At 42.0% G+C, this 24,578-nt stretch carries 21 protein-coding genes; 10 read left to right on the top strand and 11 right to left on the bottom strand.

The genetic code is table 11. The annotated features are described in order from the left end of the window. Positions 1-8 precede the first annotated feature (8 nt). The 4 genes from M8998_RS05965 to M8998_RS05950 form a co-directional block, all read right to left on the bottom strand. A complete protein-coding gene (locus M8998_RS05965; RefSeq protein WP_249991328.1) occupies positions 9-1,067 on the bottom strand; it encodes an efflux RND transporter periplasmic adaptor subunit in 1,059 nt (352 codons plus the stop codon). A 30-nt stretch (positions 1,068-1,097) separates the two neighbouring features. Further along, positions 1,098-2,483, bottom strand: a complete 1,386-nt coding sequence (locus tag M8998_RS05960; RefSeq protein ID WP_249991326.1) for a TolC family protein — start codon at positions 2,481-2,483, stop codon at positions 1,098-1,100. A gap of 2 nt (positions 2,484-2,485) precedes the next feature. Then, positions 2,486-3,094, bottom strand: a complete 609-nt coding sequence (locus M8998_RS05955) for a TetR/AcrR family transcriptional regulator (protein WP_249991324.1) — start codon at positions 3,092-3,094, stop codon at positions 2,486-2,488. 161 nt (positions 3,095-3,255) lie between these two features. Continuing rightward, a complete protein-coding gene (locus tag M8998_RS05950; protein WP_249991322.1) occupies positions 3,256-3,918 on the bottom strand; it encodes an NUDIX hydrolase in 663 nt (220 codons plus the stop codon). 152 nt (positions 3,919-4,070) lie between these two features. Between M8998_RS05950 and pfkA the strand changes: the two genes are divergently transcribed. The 6 genes from pfkA to M8998_RS05920 all read left to right on the top strand — a co-directional run bounded on the left by pfkA (position 4,071) and on the right by M8998_RS05920 (position 12,577). After that, complete coding sequence (gene pfkA, locus M8998_RS05945; protein WP_249991320.1) at positions 4,071-5,054, top strand: 6-phosphofructokinase; 984 nt, start codon at positions 4,071-4,073, stop codon at positions 5,052-5,054. A gap of 37 nt (positions 5,055-5,091) precedes the next feature. Continuing rightward, a complete protein-coding gene (locus M8998_RS05940) occupies positions 5,092-5,940 on the top strand; it encodes a hypothetical protein (RefSeq protein ID WP_249991318.1) in 849 nt (282 codons plus the stop codon). Positions 5,941-6,018: 78 nt separating this feature from the next. Beyond that, on the top strand, positions 6,019-7,014 hold the full coding sequence (gap, locus tag M8998_RS05935) for a type I glyceraldehyde-3-phosphate dehydrogenase (protein ID WP_249991316.1): 996 nt from the start codon (positions 6,019-6,021) through the stop codon (positions 7,012-7,014). Between the two features lie 155 nt (positions 7,015-7,169). After that, entirely contained in the window at positions 7,170-7,916 is a 747-nt protein-coding gene (locus M8998_RS05930; RefSeq protein WP_249991314.1) for an ImuA family protein, read from the top strand. A 1-nt stretch (position 7,917) separates the two neighbouring features. Further along, complete coding sequence (locus M8998_RS05925) at positions 7,918-9,423, top strand: Y-family DNA polymerase (protein ID WP_249991312.1); 1,506 nt, start codon at positions 7,918-7,920, stop codon at positions 9,421-9,423. Positions 9,424-9,433: 10 nt separating this feature from the next. After that, a complete protein-coding gene (locus M8998_RS05920) occupies positions 9,434-12,577 on the top strand; it encodes an error-prone DNA polymerase (protein ID WP_249991311.1) in 3,144 nt (1,047 codons plus the stop codon). Positions 12,578-12,591: 14 nt separating this feature from the next. Here M8998_RS05920 and M8998_RS05915 read toward each other — a convergent pair whose 3' ends face one another. The 4 genes from M8998_RS05915 to M8998_RS05900 form a co-directional block, all read right to left on the bottom strand. Further along, on the bottom strand, positions 12,592-12,990 hold the full coding sequence (locus tag M8998_RS05915) for a DoxX family protein (protein WP_249991309.1): 399 nt from the start codon (positions 12,988-12,990) through the stop codon (positions 12,592-12,594). A 43-nt stretch (positions 12,991-13,033) separates the two neighbouring features. Then, positions 13,034-14,164 (bottom strand): BamA/TamA family outer membrane protein, encoded by a 1,131-nt coding sequence (locus M8998_RS16275; protein WP_249991308.1) that lies wholly within the window; start codon positions 14,162-14,164, stop codon positions 13,034-13,036. A gap of 931 nt (positions 14,165-15,095) precedes the next feature. Next, positions 15,096-16,217 carry a baeRF3 domain-containing protein gene (locus M8998_RS05905; protein ID WP_249991307.1) on the bottom strand — a complete coding sequence of 374 codons (1,122 nt, stop codon included), beginning with the start codon at positions 16,215-16,217 and terminating at the stop codon, positions 15,096-15,098. 20 nt (positions 16,218-16,237) lie between these two features. Further along, the gene (locus tag M8998_RS05900; protein WP_249991306.1) at positions 16,238-16,699 is read right to left on the bottom strand and encodes a ferritin family protein; all 462 of its coding nucleotides are present in this window, start codon (positions 16,697-16,699) and stop codon (positions 16,238-16,240) included. Positions 16,700-16,919: 220 nt separating this feature from the next. On the opposite strand from M8998_RS05900, the gene M8998_RS05895 reads away from it, so the two are divergent. Further along, positions 16,920-17,477 carry a hypothetical protein gene (locus M8998_RS05895; RefSeq protein ID WP_249991305.1) on the top strand — a complete coding sequence of 186 codons (558 nt, stop codon included), beginning with the start codon at positions 16,920-16,922 and terminating at the stop codon, positions 17,475-17,477. 173 nt (positions 17,478-17,650) lie between these two features. Further along, positions 17,651-17,845 carry a hypothetical protein gene (locus tag M8998_RS05890; protein ID WP_249991303.1) on the top strand — a complete coding sequence of 65 codons (195 nt, stop codon included), beginning with the start codon at positions 17,651-17,653 and terminating at the stop codon, positions 17,843-17,845. A gap of 41 nt (positions 17,846-17,886) precedes the next feature. Here M8998_RS05890 and M8998_RS05885 read toward each other — a convergent pair whose 3' ends face one another. Further along, the gene (locus tag M8998_RS05885) at positions 17,887-20,049 is read right to left on the bottom strand and encodes an ATP-binding protein (protein ID WP_249991301.1); all 2,163 of its coding nucleotides are present in this window, start codon (positions 20,047-20,049) and stop codon (positions 17,887-17,889) included. 274 nt (positions 20,050-20,323) lie between these two features. Here M8998_RS05885 and M8998_RS05880 point away from each other — a divergent pair, with 274 nt between their 5' ends. Next, a complete protein-coding gene (locus M8998_RS05880; protein ID WP_249991299.1) occupies positions 20,324-20,980 on the top strand; it encodes a response regulator in 657 nt (218 codons plus the stop codon). 181 nt (positions 20,981-21,161) lie between these two features. After that, positions 21,162-22,655 carry an acyl-CoA dehydrogenase family protein gene (locus M8998_RS05875; RefSeq protein WP_249991297.1) on the top strand — a complete coding sequence of 498 codons (1,494 nt, stop codon included), beginning with the start codon at positions 21,162-21,164 and terminating at the stop codon, positions 22,653-22,655. A 73-nt stretch (positions 22,656-22,728) separates the two neighbouring features. Here the strand turns inward: M8998_RS05875 and M8998_RS05870 are convergent, their stop codons facing one another. Further along, the gene (locus M8998_RS05870; protein WP_249991295.1) at positions 22,729-23,442 is read right to left on the bottom strand and encodes a HesA/MoeB/ThiF family protein; all 714 of its coding nucleotides are present in this window, start codon (positions 23,440-23,442) and stop codon (positions 22,729-22,731) included. Next, positions 23,439-24,572, bottom strand: coding sequence for a 2-iminoacetate synthase ThiH (thiH, locus tag M8998_RS05865; protein ID WP_249991293.1), 1,134 nt, complete (start codon positions 24,570-24,572; stop codon positions 23,439-23,441). The genes M8998_RS05870 and thiH overlap by 4 nt, the downstream gene beginning before the upstream one ends. Between the last annotated feature and the right edge of the window lie 6 nt (positions 24,573-24,578).

Here is a 24,578-nt window from a genome sequence, read left to right as displayed (position 1 = left end):
GCGATTGCTTACTTAATAATTTCGATCTCGGCGCCGTCCATCAAGTTGATTTGACCGGAGGTTACGACCACATCACCTGGCTGCAAGCCGGAAAGCACTTCAATGTAGTTGCCGAAATTACGGCCAGATACTACCTTAGTGTCCAATGCTTTACCGTCGCGCGCTACGAATACTCTATTATCGCTTACCGAACCTACAAAAGCGGTGCGTGGAATAATCAATACATCTGCCTGCTTGTTAGCTCCGAAGGTAGCTGTTCCGTACATACCTGCTTTCAATGCTTGGTTTGCCGTATTTTGAACTTCAATTTCTACTGGGAAGTTCAAACTACCATCTGCTACAGGTGCGATGAAAGTAATCTTACCTGTGTACTTATTTTCTGGATATACACTGGCGGCTACTTCTACCTGTTGTCCGACGCTCAATGTTGCCACATTTTTTTCATCTACATTCACACGAAGCTTTAGAGAGCTTACATTGACAATGTCAAAAGCAGCTGTACCCGGACTAACGTAGGTGCCCGGTTCAATTTTGCGATGGTTTACAATCCCGCTCACGGAAGTCTTGATCGTTACGTCGCCTGCGTTTAATTCGGCGGTGCGGTAGTTGTTTTTTGCCGTCTCGTATTGTGATCTCGCTTGCTCCAATTGTTGCTCGGTAACACCGCCAGATTTGAAGGCACTTTCGTATCGATCCAAGTCGCGTTTTGCTTGATTTAAGTTGACGTCGGCATTGGCGACATTCACGTTGATGCGATCTGACTCTACTACGGCTAGCGTTTGTCCGGCGCGAACCTGACTACCTTCGTCTACGGACACGCGTACTACACGTCCTTGTGTTTCGGCAGATACGGTTACCATTTGCTTCGGTTCGAAAGTGCCATTTGCTAGATAGGCCAGATTCATCATCCGGTTAGTTGCCGTGTCGGTACGTACGGATACTTTTGGATTGGTAGCAGCGGCCTGCTGGGTTTCCGACTCGTTTTTTGCTTTATTCTTCTGTAATAAATAAACGATGCCCGCTAGTGCGGCGGCTATGATTAGTACTGTAATAATGGTGCGTTTCATTTCTATAAATAGTGGTTATATGATTCGTTCTTATTCGTTAATTAGTGATCTCAATTCTCCTTTTGCTTTGATAAGCTGTACTTCGGCAACTTTATAATCCAATAGGGATGTTGTATAGTTATTTTGCGCATCCGCGAATGCTTTTTCAGCGTCTAATAGCTCTGTTAAGGTAGCTAAGCCGTTTTTATAGTTGTTCTCGGTGTCGGCTAGCACTTCTTTGGCTAGCTTCACATTGTCTTCGTTAGAGCGGATTACTAATATGCTGTTTTTCAATTGTGATTTTGCATTTTCATTAGCAAGGTCTAATGCCAGTTTAGTATCCATGCGGTCATAGCGCAACGTTTGTAATTCTACTTCTGCCTGACGTACTTTACTCCGAGTCGCAAAACCATTGAAAATAGGGATATTAATGGTTAATCCAATGGCAGAAAAGTCGGCCCATTGCGACGATCTTGGGCTGGTCAAGAAAAAGTCTCTAGAGAACCCCATTACCCCATAGTTTGCGTTCATAGAAACCGTAGGATAATACTCAGCGATGGTTGCTTTTTTGTTTAATTCCAACAATTCTGCTTGTTTATCCATGAGAAGAATTTCTGTTCTAAGCTCCGAATTAGCCTCTTCAAAAATTTTGGATATGTCTACCTGAAAAGTTTCCTCTGGAAGTACGATGTTTCTTGATATATCCATTCCCATAGCGAATTTTAAGGCGTTATTCTGTAATTCTAAGCCATTTAAAGTTTGCTGTTTTTGTGATTCGAGGTTCGTAACCGCTACTTGCATACGATCTAAATCAATCTTTTTTTGCAACCCAGATTCGTATAATCCTTTGATAATGCCTAAGCTTTTGCGAGTGTTATCGAGGTTGGTTTGTACCGTTTTTAACGTTTGCTGAGTCTGAAAAACCTCATAATAAGCGTTGGCAATTTTTTCGATCAGTTGCTCCTCGGTAAGTGCGTGGTTAATGCGATAAAACTCACGGGATGTCTTTGCTGCTTTCAATCCGGTGAACAACGCTTGGTTGAAAATCTGCTGATTTAACGTAACCGTATTAGAAGATACCCAAGGTGTACCAAAAGCTACGAGTACTAACTGGCCTGCGGTGCCACCCACGACCGGTGCTTCGCCTTCGGTGGGAGGGGTTACACCACCTAGTGCGCCAATATCAATCGCGTTTTGCTGAATAATCGGGTTGTAGGTGAATCCGCCATTGGCACTGATCTGCGGAAGTGCACTGGATCTGGTTTCATCGATCTTATTTTCTGCATTGGCAATATCCAGCTTTGATTTCTGCGCATCAACTTTGTGCTCCAGCGCGTAGCGGATAGCCTGTTGCAGGGTCAGTTTTTCCTGTGCAAATAAGGAAGGTGTGGCCAATAAGCCCGACACCATAATGGCGATCAGTTTTATACGTTTCATTATTATTTTTTACTAATTAATTTTCCTTCTAATATAAATTTCGCAGCCCGCTTCTGGCTGGCTAATATTTTGTCTGTATTATCAATGTTGGGAATGCCGGTAATAATGTCGGAAATGCGGTGAAACATAGATAGACTTTTAATAATTTCGTGGAAGGAGATCGTAGCGATCTCCATGTCATGCAATATCAATTCCTCTGCGTCGATTGCTCGTTGAAAAAGAATGCGTAGATTTTCGGTGTTTCGCTGATCAAATTCGTGCACCATGCATTGCATGCTTATCTCACGGATAATTTCTGCTTTCTCATATAAAGATAGCATATAATAATCTTTTGCGTAGCCCACATGTAGCTCAAACAAAGAGAAAATTGTGCCTAGTAAACCGCCTTCATAAGCCTGTATAATTTCATACTCCCGCTCTGTCATCTCATTGATGACCGACTTTATACAGTCGCTTAACAAAGTCGACTTATCGGCATAGTAGTAATAAAGATTCGCTTTCGTAATGCGCAAATCATCCGCAATTTCGTTCATAGAAGTTTTCTGAAAACCGAAGTGGGAAAATCGTTTCAGTGCTGCTTCTATGATCTGTTCTTTCTTAGTCTCTGACATTTTTGAACATTTATACGTTTTGACTTTTATTAAAAATTGTTCAAAAATATAAAAAGTAAGTGTATCAAGGGTAAAAAAAGATAAAAAAGACAATTGTGAGACAAATCAGCGCCTGAGTAGATGCTTTGTTAATAGTAACTTAACACAGACCTGGTCGGGATCTATCCCTGGCCGATTACTTTCTGAAATTTGCGGCGATCCAATTTGTACAGTTTGGCTGCGCGATAGGAAACACCTTTCTGGTATTCATCCAGGGGTTTTAGGTAACCCAGTGTATTTATTTTTTTGCGGAAATTACGTTTATCCAATGTTTTTCCAAGAATAGCTTCGTGCAGCTGCTGCAATTGGGTAAGGGTAAACTTTTCGGGAAGCAACTCGTATAAAGATGCGGAGTAAGAAATCGTATTCTTTAGACGATCCAAACTTTTAGTGACGATCTCCAGGTGGTCAAAGGCCAAATCTGGTAAATCATCTACCGCAAACCATTTTGCCTGTTTCATGTAGCTGGAAACCGGTTTAATCTTATTTTTGATGTTATCATACTGTACAAAAGCCAGGTATGCCACAGTGAGGATACGACCTTCAGGATGGCGTTTGACTCCGGCAAAAGCAGCTAGCTGATCCATCACGATATTTTTAAGCCCCGTCATCTCATGGCAAATCCTGTATACAGCATCTTCCATCTCTTCATACTTCTCTACGAAATAGCCAGGAATAGACCACCAGTCTTTATAGGGGTATTCATTTCGCTCGGTAAGTAATACCTGCAACTTCCCGTTGTCAAAACTTAAAATAACGCAATCGATGGTGAATTGAGAATGCACTTATCTCTCTTTTAAATACCTAGTATGGTGGTTGAAATCAAAGTAACAATTATCTGCAAAATATCCTGAAAACACAACAAATCTGAAAAAAAATTTAATAGTGTAATAAATACACATTATATTCGTGTATATTATTTTGAAGAGTTCTATCGATGACAAGCATAAAAAGAATAGGCGTATTGACATCCGGGGGTGATGCTCCTGGTATGAACGCAGCCATCCGCGCTGTAGTCCGTACCGCCATATATCATGATATTAAAGTTACTGGTATTTATCGAGGTTATGAAGGATTAATTGAAAACGATTTGTTTGATATGGACAGTCGTTCAGTGAGTTCCATCATTACGCAAGGAGGTACCATGTTAAAGTCGGCACGCTGTCCTGAGTTTCGGACGAAGGAAGGACGTGCTACGGCGTATGAAAATTTGAAAAATGCGGATATCGACGCATTGGTAACCATTGGTGGAGATGGAACTTTTACCGGTGCCGAGGTTTTTTCGGAAGAGTATGATATCCCAGTGATGTGTATTCCCGGAACGATAGACAATGATCTGTTCGGTACAGATTACACGATTGGTTATGATACGGCAAATAATACCGTAATTGAGGCGATCGACAAGATTCGTGATACGGCCGCATCGCATAGCCGTTTGTTTTTCGTCGAAGTGATGGGGCGCGACTCAGGTTGTATCGCGTTGAATGCAGGAGTTGCCGCTGGTGCAGAGGCCATTTTGATGCCGGAAAAAGATACTGCTATTGATGAGCTGATCGAAATGCTAGAAGATGGTAAGGGGCTAAATAAATCCTCGATGATCGTGATTGTAGCAGAGGGGGAGAAAAATGGCGGAGCCTACCATGTGGCAAAGCGCGTGAAAGAAAAATTTGATTTTTTTGACACAAAAGTTAGTATCTTAGGGCACTTGCAACGGGGCGGATCTCCTAGTAGTTTTGATCGTATTCTGGCAACCCGAATGGGCTATCATGCGGTTAAAGAATTGCTGAATGGGAACTCTAAGTCGACAATCGGATTCAAAGGAAATAAGATTGTCACTACGCCGCTCCACGTAGCTTTGCACAGCGATGTATTCAAGCTGGACGAGGAATTGTTAGAGATTTCTAAAGTGATGTCTATATAGCGGATACATCCGATAAACCGGAAGATAATCGTAATATATGATCGTAGTAGTATACAGTGGTTCCAAATTTGCAGATTGGCGAATAGCCGAGAAAGGAAGGGTGCTGTATGGTTTTAAAACAACAGGAATCAATCCTTATGTGCAAGACGAACGGACGATCTATCAGATATTCAATCGCAATACGCACCTGATCAATAACGCAGAGAAAATCCGACGAATTTATTTTTTCGGCGCCGGCGCCTCTTCGGTCGAAAGGCAAGAAAAGGTAGATCGCGTTTTTCAAGATTTTTTTAAAAATGCGAAGATCAAGGTTCATCACGATATCTTGGCCTCTGCTATTGCCACATTTGGTAATGAAAAGGGCATTGTTGGGATTATTGGTAGTGGATCCAATGCGGCTTATTATAACGGAAAGAAGATCGTTAATAATAATTATGGTTTAGGCTATATCATGGCCGATGAGGGTTCATCTAACTGGTTAGCACGACAACTGCTTCGCGATTTTCTTAGCGAAACCATGCCGCAAGGCTTTCGAGAAAAGTTTATACAAAGCCATCCCTTGGATCGGAAAACTATTATGGATAAGATCTATAATATGCCAAACCCCAACATATTTCTCAATTCCTTTTCAGATTTCATTTTAGAAAACAAAGAGGAGCCTTATATGTCTGCTATTATAAAGCGTGGATTGGAAACGTATATTAAAACATATCTCGTGCCGCTCTCTGAAGCATACCCCGACTCGGTCGTCAACTTTACTGGCTCTGTGGCTAGTAAGTACGCATCTTGGCTAATTGAGCTGGCTGCGGAATATCACCTGCCTGTCGGAACGATCATCCATGAGCCAGTACAAAATTTGATAAAGTATTATACCACTAAAAATTAATATTAAATATGTTAGATGAGGATGTGAAAAACATATGCTTGTCAAACACATGAAAATTGAATAATAAATTATATAGATATGAAAATTGGAATTAACGGATTTGGTCGCATTGGCCGATTGGCTTTTAGAGCTGCTGTAAAACGTGAAGATATTGAAGTTGTTGGAATCAACGATTTAGTAGAGCCGGATTACATGGCTTACATGTTGAAATACGATTCTACACACGGTCAGTTTGACGGTACAGTAGAAGTACAGGATGGAAATCTTGTCGTCAACGGTAAGACGATCCGCGTAACTGCAGAACGTGATCCTGCAAACTTGAAATGGAATGAAGTAGGTGCTGAAATTGTAATTGAGTCTACTGGTTTGTTCTTAACTCAGGAAACTGCTCAAAAACATATCGATGCAGGTGCTAAAAAAGTAGTAATGTCTGCTCCGGCAAAAGATGATACTCCTACCTTCGTGATGGGTGTAAACCACAAGTCTTTAACGGCTGAGCATACCATCGTTTCTAATGCATCTTGTACGACAAACTGTCTAGCTCCTCTGGCAAAAGTATTGAACGATAAGTTTGGTATTGCTGAAGGTTTAATGACTACTGTACATGCCGTAACAGCAACGCAAAAAACAGTGGATAGCCCGTCTGCAAAAGACTGGAGAGGTGGCCGCGGTGCTTACCAAAACATCATCCCTTCTTCTACGGGAGCTGCAAAAGCGGTAGGTTTAGTGCTTCCTGAGCTAAAAGGAAAATTGACAGGTATGTCATTCCGCGTGCCTACAGCAGACGTTTCTGTAGTAGATTTAACGGTTCGTTTGGAAAAAGGTGCATCTTACGAGGATATCAAAACTGCGATGAAAGAAGCTGCTGCTGGTGAATTGAAAGGTATTTTAGGATACACAGAAGATGAAGTAGTATCTACTGACTTTTTAGGAGATTCCCGTACGTCAATCTTCGATGCAAAAGCAGGTATTTCTTTGAATGACAACTTCGTGAAAGTGGTATCTTGGTACGACAATGAGTGGGGTTATTCTAACAAAATTATCGATTTAGCACAAGAGATCGGTAAATTGTAATATCCATCCCTATTGGGATTTAATACAAAGGCAGGGGTAGCGAAAAACTACCCCTGTTTTTTTATGTCCAAAATCGAAATACTAATAATTGTAGTATATCTCTAAATACTAAAATAATTAGCATTATATTTGTGCTGTCTAGCGTTAAGTATGCTATGGAAAACAATAAATCAACAATAGTTAGGGAATTGCAACAGGATATTTTGCGGTGGCAAGGTATGACAGAGCGTCGCGGATTGCAAGCGAAGGTCGGGTTAGGTGCGGTAGAGAGAGCCTTTCCAAACCACGTATTCCCATTGGCTAGCATACATGAATTCGTAAGTGCTACGGCTGAAGATAGAGCGGCTTCGTCGGGCTTTATCGCTGGTATCCTAGCTAAGCTAATGGAAACGGATGGCGTATGTTTCTGGATCAGTACAGCCCAGATTGTCTATCCGCCTGCCATGGAATTGTTTGGAATATCTCCCGACCGGATCATTTTTGTGCATATGGGAAATGAGAAAGAAGTGCTGTGGGCGGTAGAAGAGGCCTTGAAATGTAAAGGATTGGTTGCGGTAGTTGGAGAGGTGTATACACTAAGCTTTGTCGAATCCCGACGTTTGCAGTTAGCGGTAGAGCAAAGCCAGGTAACCGGTTTTATCCTACGTCGAGCTGCACAGACATCGGGTTCTACCGCTTGCGTGGCACGCTGGCAAATTCAATCTGTGCCCAGTAAGCAGCTGGGCGGTTTGCCTGGATTGGGTTTTCCGCGTTGGGAGGTATCCTTAATGAAAGTACGAAATGGTCATCCCGGTAATTGGTTGGTAGAATGGAGTCCATCCGGTTTTCAAATTATACCTGTTTCATATGCTCAAACTACTAAGGAAGAGCTAAGCCAACAAACGCGCCAATTAGGATCATGATATGTCTAAAAGATGTTTATCTATCTGGTTTCCTTATTTATTGACGGATTGGTTGACGATCCGTCATCAGCATCTGCGTGACCTTCCTTTAGTAGTGGTTACTACCCTACAAGGAAGGCAGGTAATTAGGTCGGCCAATCCTTTAGCGGTACAATCTGGCATACAGGTAGGAATGGTATTAGCAGATGCTAAAGCTTTTTTGCCTACGTTGAAAGTAGTGGAAGAGGAGGTGCAATGGACGAATAAGCTATTGCAATCCATTGGCTATTGGTGTATACGCTTTGCCCCGTTAGTAAGTGTAGATGAGACGAATCTCGGGTTATTACTTGATATTTCTGGTTGTGCTCATTTATGGGGAGGAGAAAGCGAATACTTGAACCATATTTCTGCCAAGTTTGAAAAACGCGGCTATCAGGTTAAGTTTGGCCTGGCAGATACATTTGGCGCAGCCTGGGCGATAGCGCGTTTCGCCCCTACGATGTCTATTGTACCTGTGGGTGAGCAGGTACACATGTTGTCTGACATGCCTCCTCAGGCTCTTCGTATTCCGATAGCGCTGGTGGATAAGTTACATAAGCTGGGATTAAAGACTATCGGACAGTTTGCTTCGATGAATCGTTCTGTTTTGCGTCGGCGATTTGGTGATCAGCTTCTGCTGCGTATGGCTCAGGCATTTGGACAGGAAGAGGAGTGGCTTATTCCACTGATTCCTCCTATACCTTATGAAGAGCGGTTGCCTTGCATGGAGCCTATTTCCACTGCCCAAGGTATAGAAATAGCACTATTAAAGCTGTTGGAAAACCTATGTTTAAGGTTGAATAATGAGGGTAAAGGGCTCCGTAAAGCAACCCTAAAAGCCTATAGGATAGATGGAAAGCTGGAAAAAGTAAGGGTACAGACCAGCAGGGCTACTGCGCGTATTGAACATGTCATGAAGCTATTTGCGCTCAGAATACCGGATATTGAACCGGCATTGGGGATTGAGTTATTTGTTTTGTCTGCCGAAAAGGTAGAAGATATGGATGCTATGCAGGAAACGATCTGGGAGCAGCATACCGGATTGGCCGATCCTACTGTAGCAGAATTGGTCGATAAGTTAAAAAACCGAAGTGTACATTGTACCGTTGCCCGATTTTTGCCCGATACGCATTATTGGCCGGAACGTGCAGTACGTCTAGCGAATAGCTTATCAGAAAAAAACACCATAGGGTGGCAGAGCAGCAGACCCCGTCCAGCCAGATTATTGCCTCAGCCTACCTTAATATCCGTTACGGCACCAATACCTGATTATCCGCCCATGTTATTTCATTACCAGGGCGCGGTGCATGCTATTCGCAAAGCGGATGGCCCGGAACGTATTGAGCGAGAGTGGTGGCTTGAGGATGGAGAGCATCGGGATTATTATCAGGTGGAAGATGAGCAAGGGAAGCGCTATTGGTTGTACCGCTTGGGGCATTATGGGGCTGAGCACGAGGTGAAATGGTATCTGCATGGTTTTTTTGCTTAGATAGAAGATTATGGGGTATATAGAGTTACAAATAACAACCAATTTTAGCTTTCTTCAAGGTGCTTCACACCCCGAAGAATACTTCAGTGAGGCTGGCAAACTGGGCTATCATACGCTTGCTGTAACCGACCGAAATAGTTTGGCTGGGATAGTTCGCGCGCATGTGGCAGCCAAAAAATATGGTGTACGCCTTATTCCTGGTTGTCGGTTAGACTTTTTGGATGGCCCCAGTATATTGGTATACCCCAAGGATATAAAAGCCTATGGAAGGTTATCAAGTTTATTAACGGTGGGTAACCTTCGTGCCGAAAAGGGCTCCTGCCATTTGTATTATAAGGATTTGTACACCTATGCTGAAGGGCTCTACTGTATTCTACTGCCTCCAGACAGTCTTACACCTTCTTTTGAAATTGAGTTTGCTTATCAGGAAGTGATTAAGACTTGTCGTGAAGTGCTGGGTCAATACCTTTACCTGGGTGCTCATAAGCTGTATCATGGAGACGATGCGAAGATGTTGTTTCGTTTGCAAGAATGTAGTGAACGATTTGATATTCCACTTGTCGCCCTAGGAGATGTGCACTATCATGTTCCCGAAAGGCGGCAATTACAAGATGTGCTGACCTGTATTCGGGAGAAGTGTACCATTGCTACAGCGGGATTTCGGCTACATGCGAATGGTGAGCGTCACCTAAAGCCTGTTGAGGAAATGGAGCGATTGTTTAGGACATATCCCGATGCGTTGCATCATACAGAAAAAATTGCAGCTGCCTGTCAGTTTTCGCTGGACGAGTTGACGTATGTATATCCGGAAGAACTTACTGAAGGAGGACGTACGCCACAGGAAGAACTGGAGTATCTTACTTGGGAGGGAGCTCGTGCGCGTTTTGAAACAGGGATACCTGCATCTATTCAAGAGGTGCTAGAAATGGAGCTAGACTTTATTGCTAGAAAAAACTACGCCGCTTATTTTTTAACGGTACATGATTATGTCCGATTTGCCAGAGCACGTGGCATCTTGTGCCAGGGCAGAGGTTCTGCCGCTAATTCTACGGTGTGCTACTGTTTGGGTATTACCTCGGTTAATCCTGCAGAAATCAGGCTGCTCTTTGCGCGGTTTATGTCGGATGCCAGAGATGAACCGCCTGATATAGATGTAGATTTTGAGCACGAGCGTCGCGAGGAAGTTATTCAATATATTTATGAAAAATATGGTCGGGATCGCGCAGCCATTGTTGCTACCGTAACCCAGGTACGCGCTAAAGGTGCCTTGCGGGATGTGGGGAAGGTAATGGGATTATCCCAAGATGTGTTAGGTAAGCTTTCGGGCTCTATTAGTGGTTACTGGCAGCAGCACGTAGAACAGGAAGAACTGGAACAGCAAGGTTTTGATTTGACAGATCCTCATCTTCAAAAAGTGTTGGCGCTGGCTACGGAATACATCGGCTTCCCCAGGCAATTAGGTCAGCATACGGGTGGGTTTGTCATCACCAATGGGCCGTTACATCAGTTGTGCCCTATTATTCATGCCCGGATGGATCAGCGTACCAATTTGGAATGGAACAAAGATGATCTGGAAGCATTGGGTTTTCTGAAGGTGGATGTGTTAGCTTTGGGTATGTTGACCTGTATGCACAAAGCTTTCGACCTGGTGAATAAGCATTACGATCAATCGCTTACGCTAGCAAATATACCTCAAGATGATCCGAAAGTATATGAAATGATTTGCAAGGCGGATACATTGGGAGTTTTTCAGATTGAAAGCCGGGCACAGATGTCTATGTTGCCAAGGCTTAGGCCAGAGAAGTTTTACGACTTGGTAATTGAGGTGGCTATAGTTCGTCCTGGGCCGATTCAGGGTGACATGGTGCATCCCTATTTACGTAGACGGAATAAAGAGGAAAAGGTAGACTATCCTTCCAAAGAAGTAGAAGGTATTTTGGATAAAACCCTGGGGGTTCCACTTTTTCAGGAGCAAGCCATGGAAATTGCTATTGTAGCGGCAGGCTTTACGCCGGCAGAAGCCGATGCCCTGCGGCGTAGTATGGCTACCTTTAAAGCAAAAGGCGAGGTAAGTCAGTTTCATGAGAAGATGGTAAGTGGTATGCTGGAGCGCGGCTATTCCGAAGAATTTGCTAACCGCGTATTCCGTCAGTTAGAAGGTTTCGGAAGCTATGGCTTCCCAGAGAGCCATGCAGCCTCGTTTGCGTTGTTAGTTTATGTGTCGTCTTATATTAAATGTTATTACCCAGATGTCTTTGCAGCAGCGTTACTCAATAGTCAGCCCATGGGCTTTTATCAACCATCACAGATCATTATCGACGCGCGCAAACATGAAGTCGTGGTTTTGCCGGTAGACGTCAACCATTCGGTCTGGGATAACACCCTGGAGGAAAAGCAGGGTGCTTATTGTGCATTGCGTTTGGGGTTTCGACAAGTCAAAGGAGTGCAAGAGTCGGATATCGTAGCGCTCATGAAAGAAAGAACAAATCAGCCTATTGCTTCTGTAGTTATGCTGGCTCAATCGGGGCTTTCTTCCACTGCTATGGAACAATTAGCTGATGCGGATGCCTTTCGGTCATTGGGGTTAGATCGTCGTCAGGCATTATGGGAGGTTTCCGCCTTGGGGGATCGTCCCGTAGCCTTGTTCGAAGGACAGCCTTCTACCTCCGACTTTGAAGGGCAAACGGTGCTCCCGTTGCTTTCCGAAGGGGAGCATGTAGTACAAGATTATGCTTCTACCGGATTATCTATTCGTAAACATCCACTTGCTTTTTTACGCGAACAGCTGCAACTATTACGAACTACTCCTGCAGAAGGGCTTCGGACGCAAAAAAATGGTATGGCAGTCCGTGTATGTGGTTTAGTGACCGTGCGACAACGGCCAGGTACGGCCAAAGGAGTTTTGTTTGTTACAATAGAGGACGAAACGGCCTTCGCGAATGTGGTTATTTGGAGTAAGGTGTTCGAAAGAGATAAGCGAGCGATACTTCGTGGAAAATTATTGATGGTGGATGGGCACGTACAAATTGAAGGAGAGGTGGTGCATGTAATTGCCAAGCGATGTATGGACGTCAGTAAAATGCTGACGCAGCTTGCTGTCGGAAAAGCCAAAGACCCCCAGTCTGTATTTCATAAGGGACGCAATTTTCATTAAATTCCAGTAGATCTTTATTTTGGCGTAGTGTATTGTGGTTTGCTTCGTCCCCATGCAATGAAAGCAGCCAATACTAAATAAGGTAATTGACTTCCAGCCGTAGGCCAATCTCCTTGTGAGGCTATAAAAATGCTGTAGCCGATCGTCCATCCAATGCAGGCAAATGCTGCCCAGGCGGTGATCCGCATCGCGATACGCAATAACTCTGGTATTAAAATCCCAATGCCAAGCATTATTTCTACTGAACCCACCATCCAAACGCCGTTGGGATAATCTTCGGCCCATCTCCAGAGGCTGGCTATATTCACAGAGGGTTGTGTTAATTTGATCAGTCCTGAAAATAGAAGTGTGCTGGCTAAACTGGCTTGTGCCAGCCATAAGGCGATATTAATGCTGCGCTCTTTTCTGGTCATATTGATCCCTTCACCTTATGAACAGGGAGCTACCGCGATGGTTTTAGAAAACTTCTCCTAGGGAAAGGTGGAAGCCGCGATGATGTCGACTTATGCCATAATCTAAGGCGATATTGGTGCCCGAGTTCTTGTTGAATTTGATGCGTGCTCCAGCTCCGCTTCCTATATTCCAGGTGCGAAAGAAATGACTCTCTGGCCCGCTTACGGTAGTTGCATTGGCAAACAGTACAAAGCCAAACAAACCGTTGCTCGTGATGTTGCGTCTGTATTCCGCTTCGGCATAGTACAGGTTTTTACCTCGAAATCTATTCAATGGAAATCCGCGTCCGGAGGTATTATAGGTATCCCCACCTAAAGATGGAAGATCCAGATAGGGTGCGCGTGAGTTGAAAACTGTCCAAAAGAAATTCCGGATGGCTAACATATTTTGCTTGTTCTCGTCTCGCGTAAAGCGGTGATATCGTCGTGTCTCGACAAACAACGAATGCCAATTATGGTCACTGCCCATGAATTTCGGGTTGGTACGCACCCTTATATTAGCATAGTTTCCAGCCCAAGGATTGATGGAGTTGGCTCGGGTGTCATAAATCATGTTAACACTCACGCCCGATGATATCGTGTAATCACGCTGATCGGTACCGTAAGGGTAGCCCGTATATTCACTTAGTGGCATATGCTCCCTGCTTCGGATGTTCATCCAATAGTCCAGGTTATAGCCTCCTCCTAAAAAAAGGCCATCCTTGATTCGCTTCAGTGCATGCTGATACACCCGCAAATAGGTGTAGTCCATCATTAAATGATCGTCATGATGATGTTCACGTCCTAGGCCCCAGGTTTCTATAGGGTATTTCAGGAGTCGTATGTCTCCATCAATTACCCACTTATTCTCTTTTAACCAAATGTAGGAGCGGATAGGTAAACCAAATCGTTGGGCGAAGTTTGTATAAGGTGTAAACGTCATTCGCGACATAAATGTATTGTTGCGGTCGCCCAGGTAAAAACCTGCCGTTGTAGTAGTGATAAGAGCTTGTCCTCCGCCGGGCACATTAGTAGAAAAGGGAAGGAAAGAGAAATACACTTTCTTTCCGGTGCTGTCTACACCTCCTGGTGTATTAATTTTCAGGATCTTTTTGCCAATATCAATCAAATCTCGTTGAGTCGCAGTGTCTGCCACGTGCTGTGATACCTCGATCTCATGGACGGGGCGTTGCGCCGAAGCAGTTTTGCAACAGCAAAACCAAATGGAAATCCATAAACATAAATTAAAGCGTACGTGGGGCAACATAAGGTATCTTCACCAAGTAGTATCAAACAATCGGCCAAAAATGGTTTGTGTGAAGATAGTGTAATCGTAATCAAGAATGAAAGGGAAGTATGGTAAAAAAAGAAAGGTTTTCAAACGGGGAGAATGAAAACCTTTGCTAACCAATTATAAACCTAAATTTTTGTTATGATGATGATCAAAAGTAATCGTTTTTTATATAAAAACAAAATTAAATCAAGTTATTTTATGTAATTATTTGATTTTATTCAAAAATATTTTACAAATCAACGTGTTGTGTATTTATTATTTGATTTTTTTATTTTTATTAGTGTGTTTTTTATTAAAATCATGTTAATAATATATTAATTATGTGATTTATTTGTGTTTATTCTCGTTTTTATATTTTTTTTAAGTGTAAAATGTGATTTATGGCATTTATTTAACTGTATCTATCAAAATAGGTGTTGATAAAACACTCGTGTTCCAGGTGTGGGGAGATGCTGAATAACCCTTGGCTTAACCAAGATCCATTTCGATAAGCATTAATTAAAGTAAATAAGGCAGGTGTAATGCGCTATCTGGAGAGTTATCTTAGCTACACTAAAGGGCATAAAAAAAGGTTTTCAAACGGGGAGAATGAAAACCTTTACTAACCAATTATAAACCTAAATTATGATACTACAAATGTAGTGTGTTTTATACACTATCTAAAATAATCACGTAAAAAAAATTAAAATTGTCTTACGGTGATAAACAAATGTCTTATAATAACAATACAGGAGGCTAAACCAAGTGTCGCCTCCTGTATTATTCTGTTAGAAAACCTAAATAAGTTAGGCTGTTAGTAACGGTTTATCGTAAAAATGCCATCCGTTGTTGGCATCTCTTCTTGATCCAACACAACCACATCGCCACCGAAATTAAAGACAGTGCGTACTAGTTCATTGATCACGTCGGTATTTAAATTGTCATCCTCTCCAATGGCGCGGTTATCTACGTCCAGAGCTCCTTTGATGCTTTTGCCATTCTCAATACAAAGCACATCTACTTTTCCGTCGATTGCATCTCGAACTATGTCAGTAATCTCTGTGCTGCTCAAGTTTTCCTGTGTAGCTAATTGTTGCCTCTCTAATAACTCTTTTTTGCGTTTGTCTAGCGCTTCACCCATCACTTCTTGTACCTTTTTAAGTAGTTCGCTATGACTCAGTGAATGTGGATTAATAGGAATCTGTACCGGGCCTAAGTTTGGGTTTTTACTAATACGTACAAAATCTGTGTGATGCTCTGGCAACGCAGCTAACAGAAGTGGTGTTTTCGAAGGGATGTCAAAATGTTCCAATATGCCCTTATCGATTTTACGGAAAAATCGATCCATATCAATATCTTCTTCCTGGCTCTTCTCCATATAACCATGTAATCCGGCTCCTTCTACCACAGAAGCATGAAAATGATTGTCTGTAAGCTGGTCGCCAAGAGCTTCCTTCATGCTTAAGGGAAGTTTTCCTTCAATCTCTAATTCTTCGATCTGATGCTTGTCTCCAGTATAAAGTTTAACACTATCAAGTCCTAGAGCGAGTAAATAGTAGTTTTGATTCTCATTATACATCTTGAAAAGTGGCTTAATACAAAATGCATTAGCGACGCACGATATTTCTTGTACCTCTTCTGGAAGGCGAATAATCTTGGTGTCATCAGTGGAGATGAAAATCGCTAACCCATGTGAGCCATTGTCCCAAAAACTTTTATCCTCGATGAGCTTCTCCAAGGGTTTTAATAAAGTTTCATGTTTGGAAAGCTTGTGCTCCTGAATGTAATGAAGCGTTTTCTTGTATAGATTTTTGAATGATATCGAATCGGATGCACTAGCAGGGTGTACTTTATGCGTAGTCATATAGAGCGATATACAAGGTTCATTCTGAATACCTGTTAATTCTTTCAATAATTCTAAATCGATTGTCTGCATAGTCTTCTTATTAATATGTATTAGTTACTTTTTTCGTTTTCTAAAAGATTAGCAATTGTTATATAAGATTCTTGTTGTACATCTGATTGGCTTTTGATCATGTCTTTGATATGCTCATCAATAATCTCATTGTAACCATTTACCTCTTTATAAATATGCTGCAATTCTTTTTCTGCTTGCTCACAGGCTTGCAGTACCGATTCGCGATGAGAAGTGGCCTGTTCTGCATCTGCCGCTTGCGTGAAAATAATTCTAGGAGCATCATATTCGCTCTCTGAGTCACCCTCTCGGTATACCAGAGGTGTCAGTTGCGCCTTGAATTGCTGTGATTCTTGCACATAGTGTTCAAACTCCAAAATTAGATCGGCGTCTGAATCTGTGTTCAATTGTTGGATAGCCTCCGAATAGCCGGCTATACGATCTTTATTGGCGGAAATCAGTCGTTTCAAGAGGTCGACGCATTCTTTATTATTGTATTGCATAGCGATGTCTTTACAATAGAACGCTCGGAATTACAGGTTGTTTCCAAAAATTCATATTAACAGTATTTCTGTGGAATGTGAATTGATGTTTGTCTGGTATAGCTCGTGCAAGAGGGTTTAGATTTGTTACGGGATAAGTACCTGCTTAGTGGTGTACAATACCCGGTTTATCGTGTTGTTGCGCTGTGCGGTATGACAATTGTGAGAGTTAAAATAGCTTATGAACAATTTTACACATTTCATTATCATCACGCTTTTGCTGGCTACGTCCTGTCAATCGGCCTCGGTTCAAGAAACCGAGAATGAAATGTTTGTGGTTAATGAACTTATTCTGCTACGCACCGAAGGTATGGCACTTTGTGAATTGGCTGCTGCTGCAAATCCTAGTCCCGAAGTGCAGGCAACCTGCGAAAAACTCAAAACCTACTACACGTCCACACAGGAAGAATTTACATATCTATGTACTGGTAGGTCTGTGGCCATGGAAGAAGAGGATTTTGATACAATCTGGAAGCAGGCGGAAAATTATCTGCTAAAGGATACCGCAAATTTTGAGTTAGCATTCATTGAATTAAGTTCTGATAATATCTTGCGTTCTATAACGCTGCATGAACTTATTGTGCAGCGGCAAGATTGGGAAGATATTATGTATTATGCCTTTAAATCACTTCCCGAACTATACTACCAGCAAGGCAACCTATCACGTTTGAAAGAATCCTTCTACATACAAAAATCGGCTACAAGTTTAAATGTAAAAACAGCAGCGATGGATCTCTAAAATAATTGACTGGATTTTGCGGTAAATACCTATTTACTATTGGCATCGAAACTAATCAGCTAAAACGAGGGTTTTAATCATATACCTTGGGAGTAACAAATATTTTAATGTCATGAGATATCGCTATTAGAGTGACCTCATGATATAAACCTAATGAAACAGGAGAGCAAATTATGGAAACAATGGACAACAAAGATACAAGCGACGAAAGACCGTACAAAAATGAAAAAAAGGTTCCAGATGTGGTCAAAGAGGAAGCGGACGATAAGCCTGCTGGAAAGATGATTAAATGGGTTATCGCAATTGCGGTAGTGTTATTATTAATTATATATGCAGTATTTTTTCATCCTGCAGATTCTAATTGGTAAATGTACGATACTTAATTTATATACAAAAAACCACCTTTCAGTTAATTGATAGGTGGTTTCTTTTTAAAAGTCAGGATCACTTTAGTGCCCGTTTGTTCAGAGCTTTGCAGATTTATTCCTGCCTGCAGACGATCCATTATTCTCCGTACCAAGGCCAATCCAACACCTGTTCCCGCAATTTTGCCCACATTCGAAGAGCGTCTAAAAACGTGAAAAATATGTTCCAACTCGTTAGCTGGTATGCCGATGCCATTGTCTTGTATTTCATAGACCGTTTCCGATTCTGTCAGGTAGCTATGGATATGTAATTTTGGAGCGGCATGGTTTTTACTATACTTTATGGCATTGCCAATAACATTTTGAAACACTTGATGCAGAAGATTTCGCTCGCCCCATATTGGATGTAAGTTACCATAGTCAACGGTAGCACAAAAACTGTTTTGGATCAGTTGGCTGTGAGATACAATTTTCTCAATCATTTGGCCCATTGGGACATCTGTATGGTCAAAATGATAAATTCTACTTTTACCGACAGATAATACACTATTTACCATGCTTTCGATGTCGTCTACACCATCTAATAGGATTTTTATCCATCTTTGATGTTCGCCTTCTAATTTTCGTGAAAGCATTTGTGAGCTTAATTTTACGACAGACAAAGGGTTCTTAAGGTCGTGCGAAAGAGTGAAGGTGAGCATTTCCAATTCGTTATTTAGAGAGATCAATTTTTGATTGATACGCTCTTTCTCTTCCGATTTGGCCAGCATAGTGTCTTGTAAAAGGCTCCTCAAGTGTTCGACAAAATAGAGGTCGTTGGTGTTCCATGATTTTGCCGTGTCGATTACTTCACGCTGCCAGGTTTCGTGCGCATACAGGGTGTCTTCGATCCCGTGCTCCTCCTGCGATAGCTGCTGACAAAGAGGGGTTGTTTGGTACATCATGTCAATTTCTTCTTGCCGAAACCACATAATTTTCATTTCCGAATCTTTTCCCAAACGCAATGCCATTATCCCTGCAAAATTCAGCTCGCCATCAATAAGATGCGCATAACGAAGTCTGAAATTACTGTCTAGAAACAATGATTTTTCTTTTAGATTACGAATTAGTTTAGCAATTTGAAGGATTTGTTTGCTTTCAGGGACGATACCAAGAACATGCATTTCCTCTGCTACGCAAATGGCGATGCCGTCTGCGTCTGGGATCTGCTGCATTTTACTCATGTGCCGGGATAGTATCGTAAATATATCCGTATTGGACATTAAGTCATTACGTATGCCTAGAAGTGTATCATGGATGTTTTCCTGGAATTCTAATAAGGTGTTTTTAATGTTAGATTCCTGTTTTTTTGCGGCGTACATACATAACAGCTGGCATAGTTGTCTTTTCTGTAAATCGATTTCAACACCGGAAAAGCTGTGAGCCATTAGAATACCCCATAGTCGGCCATTGGCAATTAGTGGAAAGGCAATTAAACTTTTTGCGCCAAGGCTACGGGCCAAGTCGGCATGTAGTAGTGGTATTGGGTATAGGTGCGAATGAGCTACGTCAACCTGCTCTTCCGCTAACTGATGAAAAGTGCTCAATGGGGCAAATAAGTCTGGTACATACCTGTAATTAACTGCCTGATAGTTTCGTATATCCTCTTGTCGAAGGAAATCTTCAGAAAATCTGCCGTGTAATAGTGATTTAGTCACATCTTCTACATGTTCTGCAATCACCTCACTCGTTCCATTTTCATAGACTTGACATACATACACACGGTCGAATCGTAAGATGTGCAAGATATTTTCTGATAATTTATGCCACAGCGATTTTGGACTGGACTCCAGCACATGAGCAATATCGTCCATTTGAAAAGCGATAGGTTTATCCGAAGTTTTCAGCTCCCACTCCCAGTGGATGTTGTTTTTAATCTGCGAAAGGCGTAAACTGTATTTTTGATTATTACTCGTGAATTCCAATACTTTATTCGCGATTTCCTGATGCTTGATCTCTCGCACAATTGACAGGATATACGCCGACTGGTCGGCGAAATAATTGGTCAAAAGATCCCGAATGTCGCGCCCTAAGTATTGCTCTGCCGACCGACTAAACATTTCTTGTATAGCAGAGCTAATACCCACAATGTGGTCAAATGCATCGGTACAGATTAATGTGCCATAAGATTGAATAGGCGTTTTGCGGTCTTGTGTTAGTTCTGACATACATCCTACTTATATAGTATCCTAAGGTAAAGAAAATATTACACATCTACAATGTCTTGATTTATATATAGGTTATTGATGTCCTCTTCTTGAAACTGTCTTTTCTGTCAAATAATATTCTCTTCGTAACACAGTGATGATAAAAATATAATGTAGCTATTGCGCTACAAACAAATCATTGTATTCACTGTTTAACGTAGAGCAGTGTTTTGGCATACCTATTTGTATATGGCTATACTGTGATCTTAAAATTCAGATTTTTAGAAAACTATCTATGATAAAAATAATTCTTGCCGAAGATCATCTCGTTGTTAGAAATGGCATCAAATTGCTGTTGGATTCTCAAGAAGGTCTACAAGTGGTTGGCGAGGCCAACAATGGTGAAGAAGTGATACGTTTGGTAGATGATGGGGGAGAAGCGAATCTAGTAATCACCGATCTAACGATGGAAGGAATTGGCGGGATGGAGTTGATTAAACGTCTGAAAGAAGAGCACCCTGCCGTAAAGATTATTATATTATCCATGTTGGCAGATATACCTTATCTCATTGAAGCCTTCGATCTGGGCGTGGATGGCTATCTGGTTAAAAATTCTGCCTACGATGAATTGTCTTTTGCCATCCAACAGGTTTCTAAAGGCGGAACATATATTTGCGCTGAACTTACCATGACTTTACTAGATAAAATGCGATCTGCTACGCAAATCGAAGAAAGTAATGCCGAAGCCAGAATTCAGGTCGACATTAGTGAACGTGAAAGTGAGATCTTACAGCTCATTGGTGAAGGATATACAAATATGGAAATCGCAGACAAACTGTTTATCAGCAAACGCACGGTAGAAGGACATCGACAAAATCTGATCGATAAAATGGGGGTAAAAAACTCCGCAGCGCTGATAAAAATCGCGGTAAAAAATAGCTTAATCAGTTAGAAAAACTTAAAGGACCACAAAATATCGAAAATAAAACGGCAATTATTTTTTAGAATGATCCCCGTCATTCTCTTTCTCGTACGCAAACGATTATATTTGTGCATTCTTAATAAAAGGAGTTCGATCCGTAACATAACAAAAGAAGACTAACGCTCATACTTAAAGTACGTAAAGAAAAAGGATGAAAGAACAATACGCGGTTTTTATAGATAGATTCCAGAAACGTCTCCATGAGATATTCCACAGCGAGTCCAATATTAATGAACTTAGTCTTGAAAGAGGACTACCAGATGAGGTGTGGCGCGGCATTATGGAGCAAAACCCACTCTCGGTAGCTATTCCCGAACAATTCGGTGGTCGTGGCGCTAATGTGCGTGAGTGTTTAGGAATTCTTTCCGCAGCCTCGTATGAATCACTGCCTTTATCATTGACATTTGGTATCAACATCGCTTTGTTTTTAGAACCCTTGGCAAAATATGGTCATGGAGATATTCAGCAAGGTATATTCGATCGTTTTCTGAAAGAGCGTGCTATGGGTGGCCTTATGATTACCGAGCCGGATTTTGGTAGCGATGCCTTAAACATGCGTACCAGCTACTCGGAGTTGGAAAATGAATTTAAACTACAAGGTCAGAAGCATTGGCAAGGCTTGACGGGTATGGCAGATTTTTGGATCGTAGCTGCTCGCAAGAAAAACCAAGATGGAGACCTTGCCAGAGATGTAGAGTTTTTTGTAACGGATAATAGTAAATCAGAACAACATATTCCGGTAGAAGAGTATTTTAATAATCTGGGATTATATATGATCCCTTACGGTTTGAATAAGATCGATCTGACCGTTCCACATACGCACAAACTACAGCAATATAGCACAGGTATCAAGATGATGCTGGATATCTTGCACCGTAGCCGCATGCAGTTTCCAGGAATGGGTATGGGTTTTATTCAGCGTATGCTGGATGATTCTCTAGCACATTGCTTACAGCGTAAGGTGGGCGCACAATCTTTATTCCACGTAGATTCTGTACAATACCAGTTGTCTAGAATACAATCTGCATATACTTTGTGCTCTGGCATGTGTGCCTGGAGCTCCAATGTAAGTGGTATCGAGTTTGATTTAGCGACCGAAGGTTTGCAAGCCAACTCCATGAAAGCATTAGTGTCTGATTTGATGCAAGAATCTGCTCAGATAGCGGTTCAATTATCTGGTTCAAGCGGATATAAACTAAATCACATTGCCGGACGCGGTATTGTAGATAGCCGACCTTTCCAAATCTTTGAAGGATCGAATGAAATGCTTTACACGCAGATTGCGGAGATTGTCGTGAAGCAGATGAAGAAAGCGAAAGAAACACATGTAGGCACTTTCTTGTCTGGCTTTGAGCACACGACCCGTGTGTTGGACAGATTCAAAAAGCATTTTGATATTTCATTATCGGCAACCAACCTAGTACAGCGTCAATTGGTGGTTCTAGGAAAAGCGATAGCACGGTTAGTATGTTTGCAATATGTAGATCATATGGTATCGAAAGGATTCCGTACCGATTTGTTTGAGCAAGCAGCTAAACATGTAGAAATGGATGTGAAAGCATTCTTATCCGACTTCATCGACTATAACGATGCATCGCCAATAGTAGAATATCAAGAAAAATCTGACTGGGCATCGTTTATTTAATCGATTACAGCAATAGTAATAAACCCTGTAAAACATTGTTTTACAGGGTTTATGCGTTTATAACGCCAGTGCATTAAAAATTTATTTTTGTAAAATTCCATTGCATGGTATCCACAATGGTTAACTGATTGGTATCTACAGGCAATCCAATAATAACCTTGAGCGCCAGCATTGCCATCATACTCCCTATTATTCCGGGTAATGCGCCCAATACACCATTGCTATCGCAATCCGGAATATCTTCCGCTGTAGGCGGTTCTGGAAATAGATCGCGCAGCTGCTTGCCTCCATTGTAATTGAAGACCGCTACTTGACCTTCAAAACCGAAGATGCTACCGTAGATGATGGGCTTATTCAAAGCCACGCAAACATCATTCACCAGATAGCGTGTGGTGAAATTGTCCGATCCATCCACTACCACATCATAATCCAATATTAGGTTCTTTGCATTGCTGTCATCTAGCTTAACCGAATGTGTTTCAATGTTGATTAATGGATTGAGCTCTCGCACAAAGCGCGCAGCACTATCCACTTTTGCAGAGCCAATATCAGCAGTGCGATGGATGATCTGCCGGTTTAGATTATGCTCTTCCAAGACATCAAAATCTACCATGCCTAATGTCCCAACTCCGGCTGCTGCTAGGTACTGGATTACGGGGCTACCTAAGCCGCCGGCACCCACCACCAAAATCTTGCTTTGCATTATTCTACGTTGGCCTGCTACGCCGATTTCTTCTATAAATATCTGCCGGCTATACCGGGAGAAAGGAGTTGATTTTTCGGTCATACTTTTGCTTTATCCAGTCCGCTGTACGCAACATCCCAGTCTTTCATGATCGGATCGTATCCTACCTTTTTGATCAAATCAATTACCGTTTCCATGCTGCGCTCATCGCTGATTTCAAATTGTTCCAGTGATTGGGGATCTACCGCGTACCCACCAGGGTTTGTTTTGGAGGCGGCACTCATCGTGGTGACGCCAATAGGAATGATATGATTCCTGAAATGCTCACTCTCCCGGGTAGAAATAGATATTTCCAAGTCAGGGTTCCAAATGCGATAGGCACAAATTAGTTGCAGCAGATGTCGGTCTTCCATCACAAAGTTGGGTTCTATAATTCCTTCAGCTGGCCGAAGTCGCGGGAATGAAACGCTGTATTTGGTGCGCCAGTATTGTTTTTGCAGGTAATTGATATGCATTGCATTGAAGAAACTGTCGGTTCTCCAATCTTCCAGTCCCAGTAATACGCCCAAGCCAATTTTATGTATTCCAGCTTTGCCAATGCGATCGGGTGTATCCAGTCGATAGTCGAAATTCGATTTTTTACCTTTAGGGTGGTAGGCTCTGTACACATCTTGATGGTATGTTTCCTGATACACCAGTACCGTGTGTACACCCGCTTGTTGAATTAATTCATATTCATGCTGTTCTAGTGGTTGTACTTCGATGGATATTTGGGAGAAATGAGGTTTCAATAGGCGAATAGCATTTAGAAAGTAATCTACACCGACTGTTTTATTGGCCTCGCCACTAACCAGCAACACATGTTGTAAGCCCATCGCTTTGAGTGCCATGGCTTCCATCATAATTTCGGTATCTGATAGCGTCTTTCGCTTGATTTTATTATCCATGCTGAAGCCACAATACGTACAGATATTTTGGCACTCATTACTCAGGTAAAGCGGTGCATACATCTGTATCGTCTTACCAAAGCGGCGCTGTGTGATGGATTGTGCCAACTGAGCCATATGTTCTAGGGCTGACTCCGCTGCGGGCGACAGCAGTACCAAAAAATCTTCCAATTGGTGCCGATCTTTTTGCAAAACACGTTTCACATCGTCCAGTGTGCTGGCATAGATTTTCTGTTGAATGCTGTCCCAGGTGTAGGAAGCGAATGTTTCTTTAAATGTTCGCATAGTCAC

The sequence above is a fragment of the Sphingobacterium sp. lm-10 genome, from assembly GCF_023554555.1.
Classification (GTDB): Bacteria; Bacteroidota; Bacteroidia; order Sphingobacteriales; family Sphingobacteriaceae; genus Sphingobacterium.
The sequence above is the reverse complement of the archived record's forward strand: the minus strand, read 5'-3'. Positions and strand labels throughout refer to the sequence as shown.